At 53.2% G+C, this 23,659-nt stretch carries 20 protein-coding genes, 1 other RNA gene and 1 pseudogene; 6 read left to right on the top strand and 16 right to left on the bottom strand.

Annotated elements, in window-relative coordinates; all coding sequences use genetic code 11:
- Positions 1 to 125 precede the first annotated feature (125 nt).
- Genes IPH59_03220 through serC form a run of 4 tightly spaced genes read left to right on the top strand, consistent with a single transcriptional unit; the run spans position 126 to position 3,393 of the window.
- The gene (locus tag IPH59_03220; GenBank protein ID MBK7090722.1) at positions 126 to 899 is read left to right on the top strand and encodes a DUF1015 domain-containing protein; all 774 of its coding nucleotides are present in this window, start codon (positions 126 to 128) and stop codon (positions 897 to 899) included.
- Positions 896 to 1,372 (top strand): DUF1015 family protein, encoded by a 477-nt coding sequence (locus IPH59_03215; protein MBK7090721.1) that lies wholly within the window; start codon positions 896 to 898, stop codon positions 1,370 to 1,372. The genes IPH59_03220 and IPH59_03215 overlap by 4 nt, the downstream gene beginning before the upstream one ends.
- Positions 1,373 to 1,404: 32 nt before the next feature.
- A complete protein-coding gene (locus IPH59_03210) occupies positions 1,405 to 2,298 on the top strand; it encodes a hydroxyacid dehydrogenase (GenBank protein MBK7090720.1) in 894 nt (297 codons plus the stop codon).
- Between the two features lie 9 nt (positions 2,299 to 2,307).
- Positions 2,308 to 3,393, top strand: a complete 1,086-nt coding sequence (gene serC, locus IPH59_03205) for a 3-phosphoserine/phosphohydroxythreonine transaminase (protein MBK7090719.1) — start codon at positions 2,308 to 2,310, stop codon at positions 3,391 to 3,393.
- 186 nt (positions 3,394 to 3,579) lie between these two features.
- Here serC and IPH59_03200 read toward each other — a convergent pair whose 3' ends face one another.
- The 7 genes from IPH59_03200 to IPH59_03170 form a co-directional block, all read right to left on the bottom strand.
- A complete protein-coding gene (locus tag IPH59_03200; protein ID MBK7090718.1) occupies positions 3,580 to 4,881 on the bottom strand; it encodes a PLP-dependent transferase in 1,302 nt (433 codons plus the stop codon).
- Between the two features lie 90 nt (positions 4,882 to 4,971).
- Positions 4,972 to 5,601: a hypothetical protein gene (locus tag IPH59_03195; GenBank protein MBK7090717.1), complete on the bottom strand. Its 630-nt coding sequence runs from the start codon at positions 5,599 to 5,601 to the stop codon at positions 4,972 to 4,974.
- A gap of 10 nt (positions 5,602 to 5,611) precedes the next feature.
- Positions 5,612 to 6,319, bottom strand: coding sequence for a TPM domain-containing protein (locus tag IPH59_03190; GenBank protein MBK7090716.1), 708 nt, complete (start codon positions 6,317 to 6,319; stop codon positions 5,612 to 5,614).
- A gap of 39 nt (positions 6,320 to 6,358) precedes the next feature.
- The gene (locus IPH59_03185) at positions 6,359 to 6,976 is read right to left on the bottom strand and encodes a LemA family protein (GenBank protein ID MBK7090715.1); all 618 of its coding nucleotides are present in this window, start codon (positions 6,974 to 6,976) and stop codon (positions 6,359 to 6,361) included.
- Positions 6,977 to 7,115: 139 nt separating this feature from the next.
- A complete protein-coding gene (locus IPH59_03180; protein MBK7090714.1) occupies positions 7,116 to 8,819 on the bottom strand; it encodes a tetratricopeptide repeat protein in 1,704 nt (567 codons plus the stop codon).
- A gap of 5 nt (positions 8,820 to 8,824) precedes the next feature.
- On the bottom strand, positions 8,825 to 10,048 hold the full coding sequence (locus tag IPH59_03175) for a tyrosine--tRNA ligase (protein MBK7090713.1): 1,224 nt from the start codon (positions 10,046 to 10,048) through the stop codon (positions 8,825 to 8,827).
- Positions 10,049 to 10,186: 138 nt separating this feature from the next.
- Positions 10,187 to 10,630: a CBS domain-containing protein gene (locus IPH59_03170; protein MBK7090712.1), complete on the bottom strand. Its 444-nt coding sequence runs from the start codon at positions 10,628 to 10,630 to the stop codon at positions 10,187 to 10,189.
- 185 nt (positions 10,631 to 10,815) lie between these two features.
- Here IPH59_03170 and IPH59_03165 point away from each other — a divergent pair, with 185 nt between their 5' ends.
- Positions 10,816 to 11,721, top strand: a complete 906-nt coding sequence (locus tag IPH59_03165) for a DMT family transporter (protein ID MBK7090711.1) — start codon at positions 10,816 to 10,818, stop codon at positions 11,719 to 11,721.
- A gap of 98 nt (positions 11,722 to 11,819) precedes the next feature.
- Entirely contained in the window at positions 11,820 to 12,824 is a 1,005-nt protein-coding gene (locus IPH59_03160; GenBank protein MBK7090710.1) for a tetratricopeptide repeat protein, read from the top strand.
- Positions 12,825 to 12,958: 134 nt separating this feature from the next.
- Here IPH59_03160 and IPH59_03155 read toward each other — a convergent pair whose 3' ends face one another.
- From IPH59_03155 to rnpB, 9 genes and pseudogenes are all read right to left on the bottom strand, one after another.
- Complete coding sequence (locus IPH59_03155; protein MBK7090709.1) at positions 12,959 to 13,606, bottom strand: hypothetical protein; 648 nt, start codon at positions 13,604 to 13,606, stop codon at positions 12,959 to 12,961.
- Between the two features lie 101 nt (positions 13,607 to 13,707).
- Positions 13,708 to 15,258 (bottom strand): acyl-CoA carboxylase subunit beta, encoded by a 1,551-nt coding sequence (locus IPH59_03150; GenBank protein ID MBK7090708.1) that lies wholly within the window; start codon positions 15,256 to 15,258, stop codon positions 13,708 to 13,710.
- A 180-nt stretch (positions 15,259 to 15,438) separates the two neighbouring features.
- On the bottom strand, positions 15,439 to 16,278 hold the full coding sequence (locus tag IPH59_03145; GenBank protein MBK7090707.1) for an MBL fold metallo-hydrolase: 840 nt from the start codon (positions 16,276 to 16,278) through the stop codon (positions 15,439 to 15,441).
- Between the two features lie 92 nt (positions 16,279 to 16,370).
- The gene (locus IPH59_03140) at positions 16,371 to 17,510 is read right to left on the bottom strand and encodes an acyl-CoA dehydrogenase family protein (GenBank protein ID MBK7090706.1); all 1,140 of its coding nucleotides are present in this window, start codon (positions 17,508 to 17,510) and stop codon (positions 16,371 to 16,373) included.
- Between the two features lie 769 nt (positions 17,511 to 18,279).
- A pseudogene (locus IPH59_03135) lies at positions 18,280 to 18,678 on the bottom strand (cobalamin B12-binding domain-containing protein).
- Positions 18,679 to 18,889: 211 nt separating this feature from the next.
- Positions 18,890 to 20,584, bottom strand: a complete 1,695-nt coding sequence (locus IPH59_03130; GenBank protein MBK7090705.1) for a methylmalonyl-CoA mutase family protein — start codon at positions 20,582 to 20,584, stop codon at positions 18,890 to 18,892.
- A complete protein-coding gene (meaB, locus tag IPH59_03125; protein MBK7090704.1) occupies positions 20,577 to 21,533 on the bottom strand; it encodes a methylmalonyl Co-A mutase-associated GTPase MeaB in 957 nt (318 codons plus the stop codon). The genes IPH59_03130 and meaB overlap by 8 nt, the downstream gene beginning before the upstream one ends.
- A gap of 5 nt (positions 21,534 to 21,538) precedes the next feature.
- The gene (gene recJ / locus IPH59_03120; GenBank protein ID MBK7090703.1) at positions 21,539 to 23,248 is read right to left on the bottom strand and encodes a single-stranded-DNA-specific exonuclease RecJ; all 1,710 of its coding nucleotides are present in this window, start codon (positions 23,246 to 23,248) and stop codon (positions 21,539 to 21,541) included.
- A gap of 32 nt (positions 23,249 to 23,280) precedes the next feature.
- Positions 23,281 to 23,642: RNase P RNA component class A (gene rnpB / locus IPH59_03115), an RNA gene on the bottom strand.
- Between the last annotated feature and the right edge of the window lie 17 nt (positions 23,643 to 23,659).

Here is a 23,659-nt window from a genome sequence, read left to right as displayed (position 1 = left end):
CTGTATTCCAATTCTCTTTGTGAAAAGAATCACTTGCATTTTAAGGAGGATTTTACTACCTATTCAGTTAAGTTTTGGAGTGCTTTGGTTAGTTATTGACTATTCTATTCATATAGGTGATAAAAATGGTTAAGATTAAGGCATTTCAGGGTTTGAGACCGCAGGCAGAATTTGCCGAGAAATTGTCATCTCCCCCCTACGATGTATTGTCTTCCGATGAAGCCCGAATCATGGCTGACGGAAATGCAATCTCGTTTCTGCGCGTCACAAAGCCTGAGATTACCTACCCGACGGGATCAGAACCGGGCGGCAACGATCTTTACGAGCGTGCCCGCGTCAATCTCAAGGCGTTGATTGACAACGGGACAATGGCGTTCGACAAATCGCCCTGTATCTACATCTACCGCCTGACCTGGCGCGATGTCGATCAGACCGGATTCATGATCTTGTCGAGCGTGGACGACTATCTCTTGGGGCGCATCAAACGCCACGAGTTCACGCGGCCAGACAAGGAAGCCGACCGGACGAAACTCAATGATGTGACAAATGCCCAGACGGGTCCGGTGTTCTTGTTCTATGCCGACAGCAGTGATCTCGATACGATTCTGCAACAAGAGTGCGCGAAAGCACCGACGTACGATTTTGTCGCGGCGGAAGTCCGGAACAGATTCTGGGTCGTCAGCGAACCGCAACGTGTCTCGCAAATCGTGGCTGGATTTGCCGGTTTGGGTGCAACCTACATTGCCGATGGACATCATCGCTGTGCGGCTGCGGCAAATGTCTGCAAACAACGGCGCGCGCAGAATCCGCAGTATACCGGCGAGGAGCCGGAAGCGTACTTCCTGTCGGTTGTGTTCCCGGAAAATCAATTGAAGATACTTCCTACAACCGCGTCGTGACAGACCTGATGGGATTTGAGCCGAGAGATTTCATCACGAAGGCCAGGGAGCGATTCGCTGTTGAAGAACTTCCAGAAGGCAAAACGGTTGAACCGGAAGTTGATCGGGTAATCGGCATGTATCTTGAAAAGAAGTGGTATAAACTGACGCCGCTGCCGAACAGCTACAATCAATTCGATCCGATTGAGTCGCTCGATATCAGCATCCTGTCGCGGAATCTGCTTGAGCCGGTGCTGGGTATCACCAAACCGCGCACCGACAAGCGAATCGATTTCGTCGGTGGAATTCGCGGGACGAAAGAACTTGTGAAGCTGGTTGATTCCGGCAAGTTCAAAGTTGCATTCGCAGTGCCGCCGGTTTCGCTAAAAGCGTTGCGCTCGGTCGCCGATTCGGGTGGTGTGATGCCGCCGAAATCAACGTGGTTTGAACCGAAACTGCGCGACGGCATGGCGGTGTATGTTCTTAATTCGTAGTCACGGACCTAACTTCATAAAGGAACTGTTAAATGAAGATATTATTGTCGGACGCCTTTGACCCGTCGCTTCCCGATCTGTTGCGGAAGTATGGCGAGGTTACCTCGAACAAGGACGAGGCTCCGGAAGCTGATGTCATTCTCGTGCGTTCGAAAACAAAGTGCACGAAGGAGTACATCGACCTGGCGAAGAAAGTACGTTTGATCATCCGCGGCGGCGTCGGACTTGACAATATTGATGTCAAGTACGCCGAGGAAAAAGGAATCGAAGTACACAACACGGCGGACGCTTCGAGTATCGCGGTGGCAGAGCTGGCTTTCGCGATGATGATTGCAGTGCCGAACCGGCTGGTCGAGTCGGATATTTCGATGAAGGAAGGCAAGTGGCTGAAGAAGGAACTCAAGCGCACGGAGCTGTCGGGCAAGACGCTGGGAATTCTCGGCTGCGGCAAGATCGGCACCGAAGTTGCAAAACGGGCGCAGGCCTTCGGGATGAACGTCATCGGCTACGATCCGACTGTCGATGTACATGACATCATTACCATCAAGGTGACAATCGATGAAGTCTATCACGATGCCGACTACCTGACGATGCATACGCCATTGACGGAAAAGACACTGGGCATGATCAATAAGGAATCGATTGCCAAGATGAAGGACGGCGTGGTGATTATCAACACCGGTCGCGGCAAGTGCGTGATCGAGCAGGACGTAGTCGACGCGCTCAACACCGGCAAGATCGGTTTCTACTGCAACGACGTTTGGTACTCCGATCCGCCGGAAAACTCCCCGCTTTACAAGGCGAAGAACACTCTGTTGACGCCGCATATCGGCGCTTCGACAAATGAGAATTTGCTGCGCATCGGCAAAGCTGTCGACCGCATCATCGGCAAGTTTGTCGGCAACTATAATCAGCGTATTATCTGAAAAGGATAGATTATGAAACGCGTTTACAATTTCAATCCGGGACCGTCTGCTCTTCCTCTTGAAGTGCTGAAGACCGCACAGGAAGAGATGCTCGACTACAAGGGTGTCGGCATGTCGGTACTCGAAATGAGTCATCGCAGTAAGGACTTCGAGGCGATCCTCGCTGAAGCCAAGACACTGATCAAGAAGCATCTGCAACTGCCGGATGGATTTCATATCCTGTTTCTCGGCGGCGGAGCTTCGATGCAGTTTGCCATGCTGCCGATGAACTTCCTGTCGCAGGGACAGAGTGCAGATTACATCATTACTGGTTCGTGGGCGCAGAAGGCGGCATCAGAAGCCAAGCTGTTCGGCACAGTCAATACTGCTGCCAGTTCGAGCGAAGCGAATTTCAGCTACATCCCGACGCAGGACCAGATCAAACTGGATCCGAGTGCGCAATACGTGCACGTCACAACCAACAACACGATTTTCGGCTCTGAGTGGAGCTATCTGCCCGAAACCGGCAATGTACCGCTGATATTGGATATGTCTTCGGATATTCTGTCGCGGCGCGTTGATGTTTCCAAGACATCGTTTATCTATGCCGGTGCACAGAAGAATCTTGGACCGGCAGGTGTCACGCTGGTGATTGTCAAAGAGGACTTTGCGGCTAAACAGAAGCAAGGTCTGCCGAAGATATTGAGCTATTCGACCTACATCAAGGAAGACTCGCTGTACAACACGCCGCCGGTGTATCCGATTTACATCACGATGTTGACGATGCGGTGGATTGACTCGATAGGCGGTATGGTCGAAGTAGAGAAGCGCAACAATCGCAAGAAAGAGCTGATCTACGGCGCGATTGACAATTCCGGCGGCTACTACAAAGGCACCGTCCGCGCCGACAGTCGTTCGGGAATGAACGTAACGATTCGAATGAATACTGAAGAACTCGAAGCGAAATTCATCGCTGAGGCAAAATCAGCGGGATTCATCGGACTCAAAGGCCACCGTTCGGTTGGCGGCCTGCGGGCATCAACCTACAATGCGGTGCCGGTGGAAGCGGTCGAAAAGCTGGTCGAGTTTATGAAGGACTTTCAGAAAAAGAACTAATCGATTCGACAAATTTTTGAGTGATGACGGGTGCGCGAGAGCGTGCCCGTTTCGTTTTTGTCTCTCTACCCCTCCCCCAGGAGTTGAATATAACCCCTGGCTCCACCCGCCGAGGGGAGGAATCAGAAACAAAGAAAGGCAGGTCTCCAACGAGACCTGCCCTACTGTTCTATTGTCGATTTAGAATTATGCCGTTACGACATTGGGTTTGCTGGTCAATTGCGCGGCTTTGGCAAGGCCCGCATCGAGAGCGGCGATGAGGTCTTCAGCATCTTCCAACCCGACGGAGATACGCACTAAACCATCAGTGATACCGATCTTCTGGCGGATGGTGGCATCTATGCCGGCATGAGTCATTGACGCCGGATGCTGAATCAACGAGTCGACGGAGCCAAGACTAACTGCGAGCGTGAATATCTTGATATTGTCCATCAGCCTGCGCGCAACCTCGTAACCGTCTTTCATCTCAAACGCAAGGACACCGCCGAAACCGGACATTTGCGATTTGGCGAGCTTGTGCTGCGGATGGCTGGGGAGCCCGGGATAGAATACGCGTTTGATCATCGGATGTTTTTCAAGGTGTTCTGCGACTTTCATTGCGCTGGCACAGTGGCGTTCGACGCGAAGTGAAAGTGTCTTTAGTCCAAGATAGATCAACCAGCTGTCGAACGGCGACGGGCAACTGCCGACGTCTTTCATGATGCCGTAGAGCTTGTCTTTGAACTTCGGATGATTCGTCACCACTGCCCCGCCGATGACATGTCCGTGGCCGGAGATGTATTTTGTCGTGGAATGCATGACGACATCAGCTCCGAGTTCGAGCGGGCGCTGTAGATACGGGGTGGCATAGGTGTTGTCGACAATGATGAGGCACTCGGGATTGATTTCTTTCGCGATCCGTGAAATCTCACGAATGTCCGTAATCGACATCGTCGGATTGGTCGGGGTCTCGAAGTAGACGCCTTTGGCTTTGGGATTGGCGCGCATCACGACGCGAAACTTGTCGAGATCGGAGGTATCAACACTGACGGATTTGACACCAAACTTCGGCAAGACGTGTTCGAACAAGCTGTCGGAACAGCCGTAAACGACATCGCCGCGAATGAGCGTGTCGCCCTGCTCAAGCAAGGCAAATACTATCCCGGAAACTGCGGCCATGCCCGAAGTGAACAACAACGACGATATGCGAACATTGTCGGGATCGACGAGCTTGGCGCCGCAACCCTCGAGGGCGTTGAGTTTGGCTTCGGCGGTCAGCGTGGTTGGATTACCCATGCGCGTATAGATGAAGCCGTTGTCCTCGGCAGCGAAGAGCCGCTTCCCTTGTTCGGCATTGTCAAAGACGAATGTCGATGTCTGATAAATCGGGACGGTGTGCGCGTTCGAATGATGCCCGGCGATGTGTTCGCCGGCATGAAGGGCACGCGTGGCGAAGCCGTGTTTCAGGTAAAACTCTTCGACCGCATTTTTGTGTAACGAATCTTCCATTGAGGACTCCCACTATGGCTAAAGGACAATTGTCATCGACAATAATATAGGGATTTGGGGGGAGATAGCAAATGGATAGGGAGCGAGGTCTTAGACGATTTCGGGACGATCAGGCTGTTCGTTGATATCGTCGGCCCGGCGCGGGAAATGCTCCGAAAGTTTGGCACCAATCTCACGGACTGCGCTGATGATGCCTTCGCTGTGTCGGTTCTCGATAATCGACTTCTGGATAATCGATTGCGGATGATCCCAATAGGCGGCATCCACTTTGGAAGCGATTTGCTTATCGGCGACGATTACAGCGCACTTTTCGGCAAGCGAGACGAAAATCAGGACGCCGGTGCTGTCGCGAGTTGGTGTGAGAGCGGAAAAGAGCTTGAGAGCGCGCTCCCATACAACGCGACGTCGGCGCGCAGGAGTGCAGAGAAATCCGCCGATCCCGAAGAATCCAGCGGCAAAGCCGACAACTGCCCACAAGGTTGCTTGAGTGAAATCGTAATATACACCCCAATTGTGCTCGCGTGTGAACCATAGCGAAACCGCCATTGCCAACACAGAGACAATAGATGCCGCAACGAGTCGGTCGAGCAGCCAATTGTGCGAACGCGACGAAAGTCGAATTACAATTTCGCCGGAAGTGCGCAACTCGCAATCAGCTACGGCATTTTTGATCGCTTCGAAATCCGGCTCTGAAAAACATCTGTTTACAAGATCTGCCATTGTTCCCTTCCTACCAGCCGCCGGAGGCGCCGCCTCCGCCTGAAGAGCCGCCGCCAAATGAGAATCCGCCGCCACCACCGCCGGAGGAGCCGCCGCCAAAACCACCGAAGCCGCCAAACCCGCCGCCAGAACCCCAGCCGCCGCGCCCAGAGGACTTCACTCCGCGCACGGCGTCGACTATCTTGCCGACGATCACCATGAGTATTATCAGGGCAAATATCACAATACCAACTGGGATCGGAGTTTTCTTGCCGCCGCCTTGTGGCTCGGCAAATTCGCCACCGATTGCGGTGATGATCCCGTCGATAACTGCGTTGATACCGCCGCCCCAATCTTGACTGCGAAATCGGTCGGCCATTGGTGAGCGTCGATTGACTATGCGGCCCGACTCGGCATCGGTGAGATCGCCTTCGAGGCCGTAGCCGACTTCAATACGGGTCTTTTTCTCTTCAAGCGCCATCAAGAAGAGGACACCATTGTCCTTTGCGCCTTTGCCGATTCCCCACTGATTAAACACTTTGTGAGCGTAATCTTCGAGAGCCTCGTCTCCGAGCGTGGGGATTATCAAGACTGCGACTTCATTGCCCGACTGGGTGCGATAATCAAGTAGGCGCTGGTTGAGCGCCGACACATCACTCGCGCTCAACAATCCGGCCAGGTCAGTTGCCGGTGAAGTATATAGCGGGACATCGAGCGCGTAAACGCTCGATGCCAGCAATACTACCAGCAGCGCAAAGACAATGATAGTCTGCGCATGCTATTTGTTCTGGAAAAGATCCTTTACGACAGGTGCAGTCTGAGCTTCGGCACTCGCGGCGAAGAACTGCTTCTCGTACGGGAATCCAAAGATGGCACCCGCAATCATCGCGCCAATGCCCTTCTGTCGAAAGGTATTGTAGTCGCGGACGACTTCGTTGAAGACGCGGCGTTCTTGCGCGATGCGGTTTTCTGTACCTTCAAGCTGAGTTAGCAGGTCGGTATAAAGCGCCTCGCCCTTGATATCAGGGTATTGCTCGACAACAACGTTGATGTATGATCCAAGCTGCTTCGACAACTGCGTCGACAGCGAGTCGAGCAACATCGGATTGGCTTGCTTAAGGGCACCTTCGGCGGCGCCTTTGAGATCGAGCACACGCTGGCGCATGCCGATGACTTCGGTCAGAGTCGATTGCTGGCGACTCATGAAGTTATCTACGCTGGCAACGAGATTCGGCACCAGATCGAAACGGCGTTGATAAACGTTCTGAACCTGCGACCATTTCTCGTCGACCGACTGAGTGCGTTCGATAAGACCGCCACGATTGCTCCAAACCCAGCCGCCAATGGCAAGCACAAGTAAGAGCAGGACTGCCAGTATTATTCCAAAGACCTTCATTTCGTTCTTTTCCCTCCTGAAAAGTGTTCGGACTCATTGAATGAATCGGAATCGTATACGATGCGCAAACGAAATTGTTGCATAATTGCGATGACAGCAACTTCGCCGCGGAATTGATTGACGGACTTTGTCGTCTGAGTTAGCGGGCGAGCTTTTCTTTGAGAGACTTGTTCTGCGGGTCAAAGGCAAGAGCGGTTTGCCACGCGTCGCGCGCGTTTTCCCGATTGCCGAGTGCGAATTGGATATCGCCGAGATGCTCGATGACAACCGGGTCGTTGTTCGTCGCAGTCACTGCTTTTTGAATCTGGAGAAGTGCGTCCTGATATCTTCCAAGTTTGTACAGCACCCACGCGTAGCTGTCGAGATAGGCGCCGTTTTGAGGTTCCGATTTCAGTGCCCGTTCGATCATTTCCAGTGCTTCCGGAAGACGCTCGCCGCGTTCTGCCAGCATATAGCCCAGATAGTTCAATGTCGGATGATGGTCGGGACTTATGGAGAGCAACAACTCGAATGTTTCAACTGCTTTCGGAACATCCTTTAGCTTTTCGTATTCCGCACCTACCTGAAACAATGCCCTAATGGTATCGCCACCATCGTTGATGGCATTCTTCAGGACAGTAATTGCGGAATCTGATTGGTTCTTCTGGGAGAGGATCTGTGCGAGGAAGAACTGAATATTATCACGGTCGCTGGTGACATAGCGGGAGGCTGTTTCCAGGATATCTTCAGCCTTGTCGAGGTCTTTCTTTTGTTGATACACGTACGCCAAGTTTGTCCAGCCGTCAGGAACTGTCGAGTCGGCGGCAATCAGGCGGTCAAAGTATGACTTGGCGGCATCGTAGCGCGAGCTGTCAACTTCAATACGACCCAGATAAAACAGCGCGAATCGATTCTCCGGTTCAAATTTCAGCATCTTCTGGAAAATCCCAGAGGCCTGTTCGCGCAGTCGTGCGCGCATCAAAACTGCGCCTATCCGCTCGTATACAATTCGATCTGCAGCGGTGACCTCTCCGATTGCGATCATTCTCTCGGCAAAGACTTTGACGGAGTCGAGATTGTTCTCCGCATTGTAGGTCTCGATAAGTTGCGCCAGCAGACGGGCATCGTTTGGATGAACTGCGATTGCCCGTTGAAGGACTTCTTTGGATTCGCTCTTGCGATCTGATGAATACAGATAGACTGCATGCCGGGCGAAGAGTGAAGGATCGTTCTGATTGAGTCGGATGGCGTGCTCGATAAACACCGCCGCCGAATCATACTCTTCAAAATTGGCATACATCTCGGCAATCTGCGCGAACAACTCCCAGTTGCCGGAAACTTGCGCAGCCACTCGGAAATACTTGGCAGCCTCGTCAATGCGATTGTCTCGAACTGCATATACGCCGAGTTGATAGTTGGTGTTGATGTTGGTTGAGTCGGTGCTCCATGCACGACGGTAGGCCTCTTCGGCGTCGACATCTTGACCTTGAGCGCGAAATGCTTCGCCAAGAAGTTGATAGATTTCGGCGGTTTTGTCGGGAATCGGCAAGAAGGCATCGATCGCAGATGCCGGGCGACTGAGATTTAAGTACAAAGTTCCCAGCGCGAGACGGATGTCGTAAGACAATGGGTCGAATGACAAGGCAAGTTCGTATTGCTCGACAGCCTTGGCGAAGTCGCCTTCTTGTTCCATAATCACCGCATTGGTGAAATGGTGGTAGGCCTCCGGGTGGATCTCTTTGCGAGGCTCGGGCTGGAGTTGTGCAGTGAGAGAATCTACCGCTTGTTTCTTGGCGGCACAGCCAACAACCACGGCAGCCAAGCCCAGACAGATAATCATTATGGCGTGAATACGAACTCGCAAATGGACTACTTCCTCTCTATCGTTCCCTTGACTTTATAAAACCCGCGTTTACCGATCTTCAACAGGTATTCGCGTTCTACTTCCAATTCGGTGTTCTGGTCCTGCACTTTTTCGCCGTCAACCGACATTCCGCCCTGCTTAATCAGGCGGACGACTTCGCCGGTACCGGTCATAAGCTGCAAGTGCACCAACAATTTCGGTATCCAGACCTTTGGCTCAGCCCAGAAATAGGTCAATTCCGGTATCTCGTCAGGCAAGCCCTTGCCGGCGAATATTGTCTCGAACTCGGTCTGCGCCTGCTCCGCGATTCCGGCGTCATAGTACATACGTACGATAGTGCGCCCTAGTTCCTTCTTGTATCGTACCGGATTCTCGCCGCTCGCAATTGCCTGCTCAATGGCGGCAATCTGCTCGCCAGAGTAGTCCGAAGCGAGACGGAAGTACGGAATGATCAGTTTGTCCGGTATCGACATGATCTTGCCGAACATATCCTTGGGAGCATCGGTAACGCCGATATAATTGCCAAGCGATTTGCTCATTTTCTGAATACCGTCGGTTCCCTCCAGAAGCGGCAAGGTCAATGCCACCTGAGGTTCGACACCGTAGGCTTCCTGAATCTGGCGGCCAGTGAGAAGATTAAATTTCTGCTCGGTTCCGCCAAGCTCGACATCCGCTTTTATAGCGACCGAGTCGTAGGCCTGCATCAGCGGATAGAATAATTCATGTACAGAGATCGGCGCTTCGGCCTTCCAGCGTTTGGTGAAGTCCTCGCGTTCCATGATTCGCGCCAGCGTGATCTTGCCTGCTAAACGAAGGATGTCGGAAAACGCCATTTTGGACAGCCACTCTCCGTTGTGGCGAACTTCGACATGCGCCGGATCAAGAATTCTGAAGAACTGGTTGAGATAAGTTTTGGCATTGGCGTCGATTTCATCCTCGGACAATTGTGGTCTTGTCGCGGAACGACCCGAAGGATCGCCAATACGGGCAGTATAGTCGCCGACGATGATTACGACGTGGTGACCCAGATCGGAGAACTGCTTGAGCTTGCGCATCCCGACCGTGTGACCAAGGTGGATGTCCGGAGCGGTCGGATCGAAACCTTGTTTGATGACCAGCGGTTTTCCGGTTTTGATGGATTTTTCAAGTTTCTTCTCGAGTTCACCATCGGGAAGAATCTCAACCGTGTTTTCACGGATGATTTTCATTTGTTCGGCAACAGACTTCATCGAATCTCCAAAGGAACAATAGTCATTTAATCGACCGGCACGACCGGAGTATTTAGCCTGAAGTATTGACTATACACCATTGGAGCACAGGCGACAAACGGATAATTTCGGAGATCGCCGGGGTTATTCCCACAGCCTTTACATTGTTGCCGTTGGTCCGAAAATGAAATCTTTCAAATAGCGATTCTCGACGGCAACAGCGCTCGATTCTTCGCGAACGATATCGCCGATAGAGACAATTCCCGCGAGCTTTCCTTGGTCGATGACCGGCAAGTGTCGGATCCGGTTTTCGGTTATCAATGATTTGAGGTAGTCCAGCTTGTCGTAAGGCAGTGCAATAATCAGTTCGCGCGTCATGACAGACTTGACTGGCAGTTCCATGATGCGCCCATCGTGTTCGTAGGTGAGACGGAAGATATCCCGCTCGGTAATGATCCCGACAACTTCATCGTCCTGGCCGATTACGATCAGTGAACTCACGCCATGACGAATCAAAAGTGCCATCGCCTCCCTGATGGTGGCAGAAGGGGAAACGGTAAAAACCGTGTGTCCCTTGCGGCTGAGAATGGTACGTGCGTCCATAATCTCTTCCTCCGCAGCTTTCTGTTAGTCGTTGTTTTTGTCGGCTACTTTAATGGCAACCGTATGGATTCATTTAGTCTAATCTTGGCCAATGTCCTCCCCTGCATATTATAAGGATCGACGGGCAAGATTGATTGAAAATTCTCAGGGTTTTCAAAAGCAATTGCATTAGATTCGTTCGAACTATGGCATACTTGGGCGAAGTGCTCGCAATCTGCACAGCAATTTGTTGGGCATTTGGAAACATCCTGTTCAGCTTCGCCAGTCGCCGTGTCGGAGCTTTCACCGTGAACGCTGTCAGGATTCCAATAGCGGCAATCGTGCTCGTCGGTTTGACAATCCTGGTCCAGCAAGAGTTCTTCTCACCGACCACCAACGGAACACAGTTTGGATGGCTGACATTCAGCGCCTTTCTGGGACTGATCGTTGGCGACGGCTGTCATTTCCGCGCGCTGGTGATCCTCGGACCGCGGATTGCCTCCCTGCTGGCAGCATCGGCGCCGATCTTCGCCGTCTTGCTTTCCTGGATCATCCTTGACCAGAATCTAAGTTGGATTCACCTCATTGGCATTGCGATTACCCTCTCCGGCCTGGGATGGGTGACTTTTGAACGAAACACCCGCACCTTTGGCGAAGAGGCAGGTAGTTCGAAAGTTTGGGGCTATGTTCTCGCCGGTATCGGCGCAATGGGACAGGCGACCGGATTGATTGCAGCCAAGGTTGGGATGCAGGAAAACCTTACGCCGTTAAGCGCCTCGATGATTAGAATGATTGCTGCAGCGGCAATGATTTGGATCATTGCGATTGGACAGGGCAAGGTCCGGCAAACCATCGCCGGTTTGCGCGACAGCAAGGCACGGATGGCGATGTTCGCGGCAGCACTGATTGGTCCGGTACTTGGTATCTGGATGTCGCTGATGTCGATCAAACTCACCAAGGTTGGAATCGCTGCCACTCTCATGTCGACCACGCCGCTGTGGATCATCCCGTTGGTGATGATTATTCACGGCGAACGCCCAAGCGCACGCGCGATCATTGGCACTATCATTACGGTCGGCGGCGTGACCCTGCTCTTCCTTCCCGACTTCTAATCAGGTTGCTGTTGACAGGCAACTAACGCGAATTGTATCATAAGTCTTTCCGTAACTCAATAGTGCAAAGTACGTCGTAACATAAATGGAGTAATGAAATGAACCTCCCTGCCTTCCTCTTCGCTGGCGACTATCTCATCTGGATTGCCGGATTAGCCGCTCTTGCCATTCCGTTTGCGACATTGCGCGCAAGCACGCCGGCGCTGGACAAGATTGTACAAGGCGATAAATACTTCGACACCCGGGCACTGGTGGAAGCTGCTCAGGCATACCAAGATGCTTTTGATTTGGCAGCAAATGATACTTCGACGCAAATCGAGGCTCTCTCGCAGCTCTCGCGTTGTCGCTTGACACAAAATGATTTTGAGGGCGCGAAGTCGTGGCTGGCAAAGGCAGATGCGATTGCATCAGACAAGTACCCCGGCGGTTGGTCGCGATACTTGGGAGTCAAGGGCCGTTTGGAATGGCGCGAGGGCAGGAATGACTCAGCAACTGTGTTGTTCAAGCAGATGTATGATTACGCCAAGAAGCACGATCTTGCCGATCGTTACCTCGATGCTGCGCGGATGATCGCCATCACCGGTTCGCCTGCTGAGCAAATCGAATGGGGCTCTCTTGGTGTCAAGGAAGCGGAAGCCACCGGTCATCTTGATATGTTACCATCGATGTGCAACAATCTCGCGTCGACTTATGCCGACCAGAAGAACTATGAGAAAGCGCACGAGTTGTATGTCAAGGCGCGCGAGTATCATTGGCGGTTTTCGGGTGAGACAGGAAAACTGTATGCGGATTATCAGGTCGGCTGGATATTGACGAAGCTGAAGCGCTACGACGAAGCGATGACGTGGTTGCGGCCATCATTGGCGTGGGCGGAGCGCCTCGGCAACGAAGATGTGCAGGGTCAAGCGTGCTTTGATATGGGCGAAATTCTCGCGGCGAAGGGCGACAAGCGGGGCGCAGTTGACATGTTTAAGCGATCACTTAGTCATTACAAGAATGAAGGCTATATGCAGTCGGCACCGGAGATCATCGCGAAAGTTGAAAAGCGGATTGAAGAGTTGGCGGAGTATGTGAGGTTGGAATTGACTATGAGCAAGGGCTGAAGCCTACGTTTCACCGAAAGTTCGACTGAAGTCGAACCCACAAGATTACGATCAGAGATGAGTTACTGACAAAAACGAATCGGGCGGACGAGGTCGTCTGCCCGATACGAATATTGGTCTTATTGGACGCGAAGTTATGTCGTCGACTTCTTGATCGATTTCAAGAGAGTCATAAATGCTTCGCGCGATTTCTCGGCGTTAGCTTTGGGGCCAGTCATCTTAAAGAAGACATTACCTTTTGGCGCCGGCGCGATACCTGCAAGCAACACATAATCGGGGCGCTCTTCCTGCGTCTGCATCATCGGACCGGCGGAGAACAAGTAGGTGCCGCCGACTTCGACGGTAGCGACTTCGCAACACTCGGAAGTAACCGTTCCGCGCTGAGCTTTGGCGTTTGAGTCAGAACCATCCGGCTGTTTCACCTGATTTATCCAGCGGCTGATATTGGCATCCGTCGCGCCGCCCTGCCCTTCACCGAAGTAATAAACGACGCACTCAGCCTTGGGGTCGGCCGGGTCGATCAAGTAGGTCGCGACACGCATCGGCTTCTCGCCTGCGGCTGCCCAGCCGGCAGGAACTGTCCAGTCAATCCCGGCAACGGTAGTCACAGCGACGCCGCCGTGCGGATTAGCCTGGCCCATGTCGGCCGGTGGCTGAGTTTGTTGAGTAGCGGGCTGTTGTGTGCCCTGTGACTGAGGCGGTGTCTTCTCGCTGGACGAGCAGGCGCTCAGCATCAATGCGACACCGGCTACGGCAGCAATCTTTGCAATGTTACTATTCATGATTATGGGGACTCCTTTCCAAAGTCGATTTTGGCAATGATACGATAATGGAGTGATTTACTGCAAGAAAAAGCTCGGGAAATCCCGTAACAGATTCCGAACTACAGCGGGATATTGCCGTGCTTTTTCGGCGGATTGCTGTCGCGCTTGGTAGCGAGCATTCCGAGTGCGCGTATCAGGCGCGGTCGCGTTTGCGACGGTTCGATGATATCGTCGATGTAACCGCGTTCGGCAGCTTTGTAGGGATTCGCGAACTTCTCGGTGTACTCGGCGACTTTTTCGTCGAGCGCCCTCTGTGGATCGGGTGCAGCGGCGATTTCTTTCTTGAAGATGATCTCCACAGCGCCTTTGGGTCCCATGACTGCAATCTCTGCCGTGGGCCAGGCGTAGTTCATATCACCGCGCACATGCTTGGAATTCATGACGTCGTAGGCGCCGCCATAGGCTTTGCGTGTAATGACGGTGATCTTGGGGACGGTGGCCTCGCAATACGCATACAACAATTTCGCCCCGTGCTTGATAATGCCGCCGTGCTCCTGTGCGGTTCCGGGAAGAAATCCGGGAACATCTTCGAATGTAATAATCGGGATATTGAATGAATCGCAGAAGCGAATGAAGCGTGCGCCTTTGATCGAAGAATCGACATCAAGTACACCAGCCAGATGTGCGGGCTGATTTCCGACAATTCCAATCGAGCGCCCACCGAGTCGGGCAAATCCGACCGTAATGTTTGGCGCATAATCAGCGTGGATTTCGAAGTAGTCGCCGTCGTCGACAATGAGCTTAATGACTTCGATCATGTCGTACGGCTTATTCGGCGTATCGGGAATGATGTGATTGAGCTTGTCTTCGATGCGATCAGATGGATCGCTTGCCGTAATGTGCGGTGGATCGTCAAGATTATTCTGCGGTAAGAACGAAACCAGTTTGCGAATCTTGAAAATTGCCTCGGCTTCGGAGTCACAGGCAAAATGCGCGACACCTGATTTGGAAGCGTGAGTGTCGGCGCCGCCGAGGTCTTCCATGGTGACATCTTCGTGGGTCACAGTTTTGACGACGTTCGGCCCGGTGACGAACATGTACGAGGTCTTGCGCACCATAAACACGAAGTCAGTTATTGCCGGAGAGTATACGGCTCCACCGGCACAGGGTCCGAGTATCGCGGAGATCTGCGGCACGACGCCTGACGCCAGAGTATTCAGTAGAAAGATGTCCGCATATCCACCGAGCGATACAACGCCCTCCTGAATACGCGCACCGCCGGAATCGTTGAGGCCGATAATCGGCGCGCCCATTTTCATTGCAGATTTCATTACTTTGCAGATTTTTTCAGCGTGAGCTTCGGAGAGCGAACCGCCAAACACTGTGAAATCCTGGCTGAATACGAAGACGATGCGGTTGTCAATCAGGCCGCAGCCGGTGACAACACCGTCGCCGGGGATGATCTGTTTGTCGAGTCCAAAGTCGGAAGAGCGGTGCGTGACAAACATGTCGAATTCTTCGAACGAACCGGGATCGAGCAAGAGTTCCAGACGCTCGCGAGCAGTGAGTTTGCCCTTCTTGTGCTGGGCTGCGATTTTGTCGGCGCCGCCGCCGAGTTTCGCCTGGTCTTGTTTTTGTTTCAGAAGTCGCAGTTTGTCTTCGATGGACATTGATGAAGTCTCCGATTTAATTAACACACCCCGTCGCAGCCGCTCGTTCCTCGCGACTGCGCCACCCCTCTCAAGAGGGGAATTTAACAATCTCACGACACGATGGTTCCAAATGCTGAGTACTTACCAGCCAATACAGATCTCGACTTTCGCCGGAATGACATTCGCTGGTCGACTAAACTACATCACCTTTTCGCAGGTGTGTTTCAGTCCGTCGTACTTGAGTCGAGCGACCTTGCACTCGATATCGTGATCCATGGCGATCAGCCAGCCGCCCTCGAACGCTTTCGGCAGCGTCTCGCGTTTGCAGCGCTGCGTCTCAAGCGGAAAGAGGTCGGTTGCCGAAACATAAGGAACTTTCAGGTGATGGCAACTGGGAAAATTGTCGGCATAATAGATTATCTTTTGCCCCTGTGACTCGATATGGACACCAAGCTGGCCCCGAGTATGTCCGCCAATGCGCACAACGCAGACGCCTTCGCAAATCTCGTTGAGTTCCCCGCTCACTAACTCGAGTTTGCCCGCCTTCTCAATTGCGCTTAAACGATCTGGAAAATACACGCCGCTGGTGCGCTCGTCCGGATGTGAGGCGTCCTCCCATTCGAATTGGTGCGTGATGTGCCGGGCTTTGGGGAAACACAATTCGGTTTTGTCATTGACCTTGCGGACTGTACCACCGGCGTGATCCCAGTGAAGATGCGACAAGATCACGATGTCGATATCGTCCGCAGTCAGTCCGATCTTCGCAAGTCCCGCTGTCATCGCCGATGGCTGCATAGTGCCATACAATTTGCGTTGCCGATCTTCAAGGAAGTCGCCAAGTCCGGCATCGAAGATGATATTGTGACCGTTGCCTCTCACTACGAAGACGTTGACATCAAAGGGTATCAAGTTGTTGGCGTCAGCCTGCTGGTGTTTGCTCCAGATCGATTTTGGGATGATGCCAAAGACTGACCCGGCATCAAGGTAGATGCGATTTTCAACGATACAATGGATTTCGAAGTTGCCGAGTTGGAGCATGCGCCCTCACTCCCGATAGAATCGGGATAGTTGACTCTTCCCCTCTCCCAATTTGGGGAGAGGGGTAAGAGCTGGATTAAAGAAATTTTGGATTAACCGCGGAGAAGATTGCCGGCAATAACGAGGCGCTGGACTTCCGAGGTGCCTTCGTAAATTTCGCAAACGCGCTGGTCGCGGTAGAGCTTCTCGATAATGGAGAACTCGCCGATGTAGCCATAACCGCCGTGAATCTGCATCGTCTTCTGGACGCAGAAATTGGCAGCTTCAGAGGCAAACAGCTTCGCCTGTGCGGCTTCCATTCCGAACTTCTCGCCTTTGTCCTGCAGCTCAGCGGCTTTGTAGGTAAGCAGACGAGCAGCTTCGGTCTTGGTGCTCATGTCGGCGATCATCCATTGGATAGCCTGAAGCTTGGCGATCGGAGCGCCAAAAGCAATACGCTGTTTGGCGTACTTGACGGCTTCATCAAGCGCGCGCTGGGCAAGACCCGTTGACTGGGCGGCAATACCGATACGGGCGCCGTCGAGCGTGCCCATGGCATAGCGGAAACCTTTGCCGACTTCGCCGAGCAGATTTGATCTCGGTACGCGTACGTTGGTATACCAGAGTCTGCCGGTGGTGGCGTACTTCATGCCCATCTTGAACTGAAGGCACTCCTTGCGCAGACCCGGAGCGTCGCCGGGAACGATGATCGCGGAGACTTTGCCGCTGTCGCCGTCCATGATCTTGCAGAATGTCACCGCAAAACTGCAGACGTCGCCGTGCATGATGAAGATTTTCTCGCCGTTGATGACATAGTGGTCGCCGTCGATAGTCGCGGTCGTGCTTTGATTGGCGGCGTCGGAACCGGCATTGGGCTCGGTCAGGGCAAAGGCAGGAATCGTCTTGCCGACTGCGGCATCGGGGATGTACTTCTTTTTCTGCTCGTCAGTTCCCTGCTTGATAATCGGATCGCAGGCAAGCTGGCCGACCGCAGCAAGCAATGATGATGGCGGATCGATGTAAGCAAGCTCTTCGATCATGGTAGCGTATTCGAGCGCCGTGTGGCCGCCGCCGCCATATTCTTTCGGCATCACGTAGCCGCACAATCCTTGTCCGGCAATGAGTTTGTACATGTCGTGAGCGAAACCGTCCGGCTTGCGATCCCATTCGCGGCCAAGCGGTTCGATTTTGGGACCAAAGGCGCGCATCATATCGCGGATTGGTTGTTGGACTGGTGATACATTGAATGTCATAGGATCTCCCTCAACAGAAAAAGTCAATCAAGGCTTGCAATTAACCAATTGCGGATTAGAAAATCAACGAATTTGTTGGGGGGATATGTTGATGATGTCGGGTCCGACGTTTCGCTTGGAACCCGACTACCACCCGTGCGCCCCCCGTTCAATCCCACGATTTGTGATTGACAAAGACTCATCAACCTATAGTATCCCTTCATGTCTACTTTGAGGCACTATGACGATTGGGGTACAGCCCGCTTCGTCACCTTCAGTTGCCATAAACGACTTCCACTCCTTCAGATTCCTGGATTTCCCATTGTGGTACTCCATGAGATAGACGCGGCACGTACCAAGTACAAATTTGAGGTCTACGGTTATGTTATCATGCCTGAACATGTACATTTGGTCCTGTTCCAAGGGACTAGCTCTTGGAGTCGGTCGTTTCAACTCCTCAAGTTGGCACCGCACCTTCTGAAAAGTTGCGTGATGGCGCTGCCTCGGCTCGACCACCCCCCCCAGCCCCCGCCCCCCTGGGAAGATCAACTGCCACTGGAATCCGTGAAACGTAAGCTCAGTTCCGAAACCGAGGGGGGGGGTGGGGAGGGGGGGGGGGGGGGGTGGGGGGGGGGGGGGGGGGGGGGGGGGGGGGGGGGGGCTTCTTAGCCGGGGGGGGGGCCCACCCGGGGCGCCGGGGGGACGGCCCCCGGCGCGGGGGCGGGGGCACCACAGGCCCTGCCGGGGGGAAACCCGGCAGGGGACTGGCCCAGATTATCTTTTCCGATTTCCGTTTGCGGGCAACCACATCCTTCACGTAGGCAATGATGTCTGGTGTCGGAGTGCCGGGTCCAAAGAGCTTGTCTGTGCCCTGCGAGTGCAATATGACCATTTCTTCTTCAGTCATGATTCCCCCGCCAAAGAGTATGATGTCCGTGCACTTGCGAGCTTCCATTGCTTTGTAAATCAGCGGGAAAAGCGTCATGTGGGCGCCGGAAAGAATCGACACACCGATGGCGTCAACGTCTTCCTGCAAGGCGGCCTCAGCGATCATCTCCGGAGTTTGGCGAAGTCCGGTGTAGATGACTTCGAAACCGGCGTCGCGCATGGCAGCGGCGATGACTTTGATGCCCCGGTCGTGGCCATCAAGGCCGGCTTTGGCGAGTAGTACGCGAATTTTGTCAGACATTTGTTTTATCCTGAATATTAGTCATAATTCCTACCATACACCCCGTCACTGGGCAATTCTCGCGCTTGCGGCGCGATGTTCGACTGAAGTCGAACCCACAGAACCGAATTGTCAAAACCTTAGGAGATTTGACATACAAGCCTGGATTCCGGCGTTCGCCGGAATGACGGGCGTGGTGACCACGCCCCTACTTAAAATCGAACAGCAATCGCTATATAATCGGTGGTTCGACGTAGTCGCCGAATACATCCTGCATCGCCAAACACATTTCGCCGAGCGTGCAATACTCGCGCACGCAATTAATCAAAAACGGCATGCGATTCTTATTGTCGCGACACGCCTGGCGCAGTTCTTCGAGAGTCTCGGCGACGCGTTTGTCATTGCGAATCGACTTCGCTTTCTTAATTGAAGCGCACTGCTTGGCTTCGACTTCAGGGTCGATTACCAAAATCGGAATTTCGATTTTCTCGTTCTCAAGGACATAGTCGTTGACGCCGACGATAATGCGTTCCTTGCTGTCGATTTCCTGCTGATAGATATAGGCCGCGCGCGCCAATTCACGCTGGAGGTAGCCCTCCTCGATACAGGCCATCACGCCGCCGCGACGGTCGATTTCGTCGAAATAGGCTTCGGCTTCAGCTTCGATGCGGCTGGTGAGGGCCTCAACGAAGTACGACCCGCCAAGCGGATCAATCGTGTTGACTACGCCGGTTTCGTGTGCCAATACCTGTTGTGTGCGCAATGCCAGTAATGCCGCCTTATCCGACGGCAAAGCCAGAGTTTCGTCCATTGCATTGGTATGCAGCGACTGCGTACCACCAAGGACTGCGGACAGACCTTCGAGCGCTGTGCGAACCAGATTTAGTTCAGGCTGCTGGGCATTGAGCGAACATCCGGCAGTTTGTGTGTGGAAGCGGAGCATCCACGAACGCGGATTTTTGGCGCCGTACTTGTCGCGCATGCGCTTGGCATAGATGCGGCGAGCGGCGCGGTATTTGGCGATTTCCTCAAAGAAATCCATATGCGCATTGAAAAAGAAGGACAGACGCGGCGCGAAGTCATCGACATCGAGACCGCGTTCGATTGACTTTTCGATGTAAGTGAAACCATCGGCGAGAGTAAATGCGAGTTCCTGCGCTGCAGTAGAGCCGGCCTCGCGGATGTGGTAGCCCGAGATGGAAATGGTGTTCCACAACGGCATGTGCTTGGTGCCAAATTCGATTGTATCGACAATCAACTGCACTGAAGGCTCCGGCGGATAGATCCACTCTTTCTGCGCGATGTATTCTTTCAGAATGTCATTCTGCAGTGTGCCAGATAGCTTATCCATCGACACGCCCTGTTTCTCGGCAACGACGATATACATGGCCAGTAGGATTGCCGCAGGGGCGTTGATGGTCATCGAGGTTGAAATCTTGGCGAGATCGATGCCGTCGAAGATTTTTTCCATATCGAGCAGGGTATCAACGGCGACGCCGCACTTGCCGACTTCGCCGAGTGAGCGCGAATGATCAGAGTCGTAGCCCATCAAGGTCGGAAGATCAAAAGCCACCGACAGACCGTGCTGGCCCTGGCTAAGCAGATAATGATAGCGTTCGTTGGTCTGTTCCGGCGTGCCCATTCCGGAGAATTGCCGCATCGTCCACGGTTTGCCGCGATACATCGAAGCGTGAACGCCGCGCGTGTACGGGAACTCGCCCGGGAAATTAACGTCGCGGAAAAACTCCATGTCCTTGACGTGTTCCGGCGTATAAAGCGGATCAATCGGCGCGGAGGAGACGGTGACAAATTTCTTCTTGGCATTGGCGCTGCGATCGGCAGTCGCTTTCCACTCACGATGCGCCTTCTTGAGGGCGTCCTCAAATTGCTGATCGCTGGCGGCGGATTGATTCTTGATTTCAGCCATTTACCAGTCTCCCGCGAAAGTAGTGTTCGTAAATTTCATCGGCGGCGGTGTAAGGATCGGTCTCGCCGGAAGTGAGCTTTGACGAGATCGATTCGAACTGACCGTCGAGGTCAATCATGTGGTCGAGATCCTTGACAATCCGGTCCCGGACGCTGGAAAGAATCTCATTTTTGAGCTGGCGTTTGCGGCGCTGCTCGAACATGCCATTGCCGGCAATATAATCACGATGCCGCGAAATGGCATCCGACAATTTATCTACACCCAGACCGCTGACCGCGTTTGTCCCAACAGCCGGAAATTCCTGGCTGAATTCGCCCAAACGCTCGTGAATCATATTGTTAAGATAGCTCACTAATCGGTCGGCGCCGGGGCGGTCGATCTTGTTAACGCAGAAAATATCGGCAATTTCCATCAGTCCGGCTTTCATCGTCTGAATCATGTCGCCCGACTCGGGTACTAAGATTACGACGACAGTGTCGCACGCTTCGATGATATCAAGCTCAATCTGGCCGATACCCACGGTTTCGATTATGATCAAATCCATTCCAAAGGCATCAAGCACGGTGATGACATCTCGCGTTGCGGCGGCAAGACCGCCGGACTGCCCGCGCGAGGCCATACTGCGGATGTAAACCTTGTCCTTGTCAGCAAGATGCTGCATGCGAACGCGGTCGCCGAGCAATGCTCCGCCGGTAAACGGCGACGACGGATCGATGGCAATTACGCCAATCTTTTTGCCGCTATCGGCGAGTTTGGCAACCAGCGAATCGACAAGGGTCGACTTCCCTGCTCCGGGAGGTCCGGTGATGCCAATACGATATGCTTTGCGATCAAGTCGCGAAATCTGCGCCAATGCAGCGCGATAGTCTTCGCGACGATTTTCGATGTGGGTGATTACTTTGGAAAGTGCACGGCGGTCGCCGCGTTTGAAATCATCCAGCAGCGCCACTTAACTTAGCTCCAGCGGATATCTTTAACGCGAAGCTGAATCTTGGTCACGCCGTTGTGGATGTTCTTCTCGATCACGTACGCCATGTCGAAATCGACGCCGTGCATCGACAACTGCTCGGCATAATCGCCGAAACCGAAACCGATGACATCGAAGACCTTTCGGCCCGAGCGAACGCGCATGCGCAGGTGATTTCTACCCACGACCTGCGGCGAACCGACGATTTCGAGATTACGTGTGATGAACACGGTTTTCATGTTTTCCGGACCAAATGGCGCAAAGCGTTCGAGAGTATCTACCAAGTCAAAGTCAATATCATCGAGGTCCAATTCGGCATCTATATGCAGTTTGCGAATCAGGTCCTCGGGATTCAACTGAGTAGCGGCAACGCGCTTGAAACGCTGTTGGAATTCCTTGATTCGTTCCGGTGCAATCGACATTCCGGCGGCATACTTGTGGCCGCCATAGCGGAGCAGCAAGTCCTCACAGCTCTTAAGCGCATCGTGAAGATGGAATCCCGGAATCGAGCGACCGGAGCCTTTGCCCTCGTTATTGTCGACGGCAATGAGTACGGTCGGCAGATAGTATTTCTCAACCAAACGCGAGGCGACAATTCCGATGACGCCCTGATGCCAACCCTCGGAATGAAGGACGATAGCTTTGTCATTTTCGAGATCGACCGACTTTTCAATCTGACCGAGAGCCTCTTCAAGAGTATTCTCGTCGATTGACTTGCGGCGGCGATTCTCGATCTCGAGGAACTTCGCAATGCTGCTGGCAGTCTGCGTGTCTTTGGTAGTCAGAAGTTTAATAGCTTTTTCAGCGCCGCCAAGACGACCAACTGCGTTGATACGCGGCGCAATAATGAACACGATCTGGCTGGTGGTAATCTCTTTACCCATCAGGTCGCATTCGAATACCAGCGACTTGAGACCCGGCTTGGAGGAGCGCATGATCTGGCCAATACCAAAACTGGTCAGAATGCGGTTTTCGTTGACCAATGGCACGACGTCGGCAGAAGTGCCGAGAGCCACTAAATCGAGATGTTCATATAGTTCAGTCTGGTCTTGTCCAAGACGCGAATACAATCCCTGCGCAAATTTGAAAGCCACGCCGACACCGGCAAGTTCACGGCCGATCGAAGGGCCGAGCTTGGGATTGACGACGGCGGCTGCATTTGGAAGAGTCTCGCCCGGTTCGTGATGGTCGGTGATGACGCAATCGATGAATTTCTCTTTGGCATATTCGACTTCTTTGCCTGCGGTGATACCGGTATCAACCGAAATAATCAGCGAAGCACCTTTGCGCTCAGCTTCGATGATGCCTTCTTCAGAGAGGCCGTAGCCTTCAACGAGACGATTGGGGAGATAATAGTGGACATTCGCTCCGAGTTTGTTCAGTACGAGGAACATCAACGAAGCGGCGGTAATACCGTCGACATCGTAGTCGCCATAGATCATGATCGTTTCGTTTTCCTGCAGGGCCTGGATGGTGCGTTCAACACCGGCTTCCATACCCGGAATCAGGAAAGGGTCGACCAAGTCGGACATATTCGGATTGATAAACTTGTCTATTACGACCGGATCAGTCATGTTGCGGCTGACAAGGATCTTAACGACGAGGGGCGGCAGGTTGACCTTCTGTGCGATGTCATCAACGAGACGGAAATCCGGCTCGGGCGCAACCACCCACTGCATTTTTACGCGGTTTTTCAAGAGCAAGTGTTTCCTCGTAAATTAATCATAGATTCCGCAGCAGGCGATAAGCCGAGTTCTGTAAGGCTAATTGCCTGCAGCCATTTCTCTGCGATTCCGCTCGCGCGAAACCTGTAGCGACCTACCCGGGAGTACAAACGAGTCTGAGCAGCTCTTCTCCCCTATTCGGTCTTGCTTCGGATAGGGTTTGCCGGTCCGGAGAAATTACTTCCCCCGCCGGTGGTCTCTTACACCACCATTTCACCCTTACCCCGCAGTTGCCTGCGTGGCGGTATCTTTCTGTTGCACTGTCCGTCGGATTGCTCCGCCCTCCCGTTAGGAGGTATCCTGCTCAGTGAAGCTCGGACTTTCCTCATCCCGACCGAAATCGGGACGCGACTGCCAAACCTGCTCCGGAATCTATGAACAGCT

This window comes from bacterium, from assembly GCA_016708315.1.
In the GTDB taxonomy this organism is placed as follows: Bacteria; Zixibacteria; MSB-5A5; order CAIYYT01; family CAIYYT01; genus JADJGC01.
Note: the sequence above shows the minus strand (reverse complement) of the source record. Positions and strands in the feature narration are given on the sequence as shown.

Bases quoted from the DNA above. Each gene is read 5' to 3' on its own strand.
- IPH59_03220 (MBK7090722.1), top strand. From the start codon at position 126: ATGGTTAAGATTAAGGCATTTCAGGGTTTGAGACCGCAGGCAGAATTT.
- IPH59_03210 (MBK7090720.1), top strand. From the start codon at position 1,405: ATGAAGATATTATTGTCGGACGCCTTTGACCCGTCGCTTCCCGATCTG.
- IPH59_03200 (MBK7090718.1), bottom strand. From the start codon at position 4,881: ATGGAAGATTCGTTACACAAAAATGCGGTCGAAGAGTTTTACCTGAAA.
- IPH59_03195 (MBK7090717.1), bottom strand. From the start codon at position 5,601: ATGGCAGATCTTGTAAACAGATGTTTTTCAGAGCCGGATTTCGAAGCG.
- IPH59_03185 (MBK7090715.1), bottom strand. From the start codon at position 6,976: ATGAAGGTCTTTGGAATAATACTGGCAGTCCTGCTCTTACTTGTGCTT.
- IPH59_03175 (MBK7090713.1), bottom strand. From the start codon at position 10,048: ATGAAGTCTGTTGCCGAACAAATGAAAATCATCCGTGAAAACACGGTT.
- IPH59_03170 (MBK7090712.1), bottom strand. From the start codon at position 10,630: ATGGACGCACGTACCATTCTCAGCCGCAAGGGACACACGGTTTTTACC.
- IPH59_03165 (MBK7090711.1), top strand. From the start codon at position 10,816: ATGGCATACTTGGGCGAAGTGCTCGCAATCTGCACAGCAATTTGTTGG.
- IPH59_03160 (MBK7090710.1), top strand. From the start codon at position 11,820: ATGAACCTCCCTGCCTTCCTCTTCGCTGGCGACTATCTCATCTGGATT.
- IPH59_03155 (MBK7090709.1), bottom strand. From the start codon at position 13,606: ATGAATAGTAACATTGCAAAGATTGCTGCCGTAGCCGGTGTCGCATTG.
- IPH59_03150 (MBK7090708.1), bottom strand. From the start codon at position 15,258: ATGTCCATCGAAGACAAACTGCGACTTCTGAAACAAAAACAAGACCAG.
- IPH59_03145 (MBK7090707.1), bottom strand. From the start codon at position 16,278: ATGCTCCAACTCGGCAACTTCGAAATCCATTGTATCGTTGAAAATCGC.
- IPH59_03140 (MBK7090706.1), bottom strand. From the start codon at position 17,510: ATGACATTCAATGTATCACCAGTCCAACAACCAATCCGCGATATGATG.
- IPH59_03130 (MBK7090705.1), bottom strand. From the start codon at position 20,584: ATGGCTGAAATCAAGAATCAATCCGCCGCCAGCGATCAGCAATTTGAG.